Genomic DNA, 3,212 nt, shown 5'->3' with positions numbered 1-3,212 from the left:
AATTTCTTTTGCACCTCATTCATTCGGTTTCTCGCCTCCTGGTTGGTTTGTTTGTTTTGGTCTATTATTTTTTTACCAGGAGGCTTTTTTATTGGCAACACCTACCTTACATCATTACAGGAATGCTGTCATGGGCGCGGGGGCCTTTATGATAGCCGATTATTTGTCTGTCCCCTACGGCGTGGTGGTAAAAGGTGCGGTTATCCCGGCGGCACTGTTTTTTCTTAGTTTAATTTTCTATGCCGATATAGCAGCTGCACGCTCTGGGCTTAAGGGCTTAAGCGGGGAAGAATTGCCAGATTGGAAAAAGACGTTAGCCCAAAAAGGACACCTTTTGATACCGGTAATAGCTCTGGTGGTTTTTATTGTCATGGGCTGGAGTGCCATCAAAACAGCCTTTTGGAGTATTCTGTTCATGATAGCCCTTTCATTTCTAAAAAGCGAAACCCGCATGAATTCCAAGAAAATATTAGACGCCCTGGCAGCAGGTTCACGCGATAACATTTCTATTGCAGCGGCATGCGCAGCTGCCGGCATCATAGTTGGGGTGGTTTCGGCAACTGGCGTAGGGGTTAAATTTTCCAGTCTACTTAATGTGCTATCTGCCAGTAACCCAATTTTAGCTCTTATCTTGACCATGATAGCCGCGCTTATTCTTGGGATGGGACTCCCGCCTACAGCTGTATATATAATTCTAGCTGCTTTAACTATTCCTTCGCTGATAAGCATGGGTGTAAATCCCCTGGCGGCACACTTTTTTGTCTTCTTTTTTGCCTCTATAGGTGCCATAACCCCACCGGTCTGCCTGGCGGCTTATTCGGCGGCAGCAGTTGCTAAAACGGACCCCTTTGTTACAGGCTGGAAGTCTTTTCGAATGGGTTTGGTCGGCTATATAGTTCCTTTTATCTTTGTTATTAATCCAGTACTCTTAATGCAACAAGGTAGCGGCATAGAAATAGCATCAGCCTTTATTTCAGCTGCAATTGGGGTAATCCTTCTTACTTTTGGCATGGAAGGCTTCTTTAAGAAACCATTACACATGGTGGTACGCGTATTATTGCTTATAAGTGCATTATTATTGATGATTCCCGGTTTCCGTACGGATGTAATCGGAATAGCAGGTTTGTTTTTAGCGATTATAACCGACAGATTAATGTCACCGAAAAACACGGATTCTCTAGGGGCTAAAGTACAATAAGGTAAGATGTATTTGTTAGGCTAAAAAAGAAAAAGCTTAAAATTAATAGCTGGAAGGAGGCAATTTGTATGCCCAATAAAGATTTGCGGTCATTTATCCTTGAAGCCGGGAAGGCAGGTGAAATTCTTGAAGTAAAGAAACCTGTTAGCCCGCGATTCGGGATACCGGCAGTAGCAGCTAAACTAGAGGAAGAACACCGTTATCCAGCCCTTTTATTTAGTAACGTTGAAGGGAGTAGCATACCCGTTTTATGCAATGTCTTTGCCAGTCGCAAACGGTTAGCCCTTGCCCTTGAGTGCGAGGAGGGGTCTTTAAACTCAGTTTATCGTGAGCGCGAAGATAAGCTTACAAAACCGGTAATAGTAGCGGATGGGCCGGTGCAGGAAGTAGTCATTAAAGGTGATGAGGTTAACCTCTACGATTTGCCTATAGTTACCCATAACGAAAAGGATGCTGGACCCTATATTACTGCCGGTGCCATGGTAGTTAAAGATCCGGAAACAGGTATTCGTAATATAGGTGTATACCGTCATATGGTTCATGAACGTAATAAACTAGGAATTCATATGGCAGAAACCAGCCATGTCAATTATATTTTTGAAAAATATGTTCAGCGTGGTAAGCCCATGCCTGTAGCTATAACTATTGGACACCACCCAGCCTTTTATTTGGGCGTGCTGAGTTTTGTACCTTTTGGGGTAGATGAATACGAGGTGGTAGGGGGACTGCTGGGTCAACCCTTGGAACTGGTAAAATGTAAAACGGTGGACTTGGAGGTCCCGGCAGATGCCGAAATTGTTCTGGAGGGTTATATTGCTCCCGGTGAGGAGCGCCTGGAAGGACCTTTTGGAGAATATACAACCCTTTACGGAGCTCCGCATGAATATCCGGTGATTACTGTCACAGCTATAACCCACAGAAAAAATCCCATTTACTTAGACTGTGTATCCGGGCATCTTGACCACCAACTTTTGGGCGGGACGGGAAGGTTAAGTGTAATTTTCAAAACGGTTAAGATGGCCTGCCCCACGGTGCAGGACGTATTTATGCCCCCTTCAGGGTGCTGCCGGTTAACCTGTTATGTTTCTATCAAGAAACGGCACGAGGGAGAAGCTAAAAACGTGATCGCGGCAGTCTTCGCCTCCGACCCATTTATCAAATATGTGGTGGTGGTAGATGAAGACGTCAATATTTTCGATGATAGCGCCGTATTAAGAGCTATTGCCACCCGTTTAAATCCAGTAGAAAATGCTTTTGTAATACGTAACGCCAAGGGGCACCCGTTAGATCCAACATCGTCAAAGGGGTACGTTGTTACTAAGGTGGGTATTGATGCTACCAAGCCCCTGGCTGGTTATCCTGAAGCCGTGAGCGTACCAGGTACCGATCAGGTTGATCTGGAAGAGATTTTTAATTATAAGGGTTAAAAGGCGCGGGAAGGAAGTTGGAGGCACTGTAGACTAAAATTTTTTCTTTTGTAGGAGGAGGAATTTTAGATTTAACAGCGAATAGTACAATTATAACCCCAGTATACAATGTGTATACAAAAGAAACCCCTGGTCCCTATAATTATGCCGCCAGCTGCGGCAAAGGCTCAAAGCCTAATTTATACTATCATGGTGTATACCCATGGTATATGAAACATCGTTAACATTGTATATGGGGAATAACCTGGAAGCCTTTAGAAACGGTGCTGCTGACGGCCCGACGAAGGAGGTGGGCAATACAATATAAAGATACCATTATTTATTATATCTAAGATTAATTTAACCAAATGACCTACACAAAATTGTTTCAAGGAGGAATATAAACATGGCAAATCTGAGTGTAGAAGTAGCAGGAGTAAAATTTAAAAACCCAGTAATCCTAGCCTCGGCTACCCCCACCATGGACAAGAACGGCATGAAGAAAGGCATCGACGGGGGTGCGGCCGGGGCCATTGCCAAGTCGCTCTTTGGGGAAAGCGGCAAACTAGGACGGAACTTCCCCCGGCCGCGGTTCAAACTATTCGACT

At 44.6% G+C, this 3,212-nt stretch carries 2 protein-coding genes and 1 pseudogene; all 3 read left to right on the top strand.

Annotated features, from left to right (window positions below; all coding sequences use genetic code 11):
• On the top strand, positions 1-1,198 hold a 1,198-nt coding region (locus MOST_RS00045), incomplete at its 5' end, for a TRAP transporter permease (RefSeq protein ID WP_211295958.1).
• A 68-nt stretch (positions 1,199-1,266) separates the two neighbouring features.
• A complete protein-coding gene (locus tag MOST_RS00040; protein WP_054935437.1) occupies positions 1,267-2,625 on the top strand; it encodes a UbiD family decarboxylase in 1,359 nt (452 codons plus the stop codon).
• Positions 2,626-3,010: 385 nt separating this feature from the next.
• Positions 3,011-3,212 (top strand): annotated as a pseudogene (locus MOST_RS00035) (4Fe-4S binding protein); the annotation flags it as partial.

This window comes from Neomoorella stamsii (genome assembly GCF_002995805.1).
Taxonomy (GTDB): Bacteria; Bacillota; DSM-521; order Neomoorellales; family Neomoorellaceae; genus Neomoorella; species Neomoorella stamsii.
Note: the sequence above shows the minus strand (reverse complement) of the source record. Positions and strands in the feature narration are given on the sequence as shown.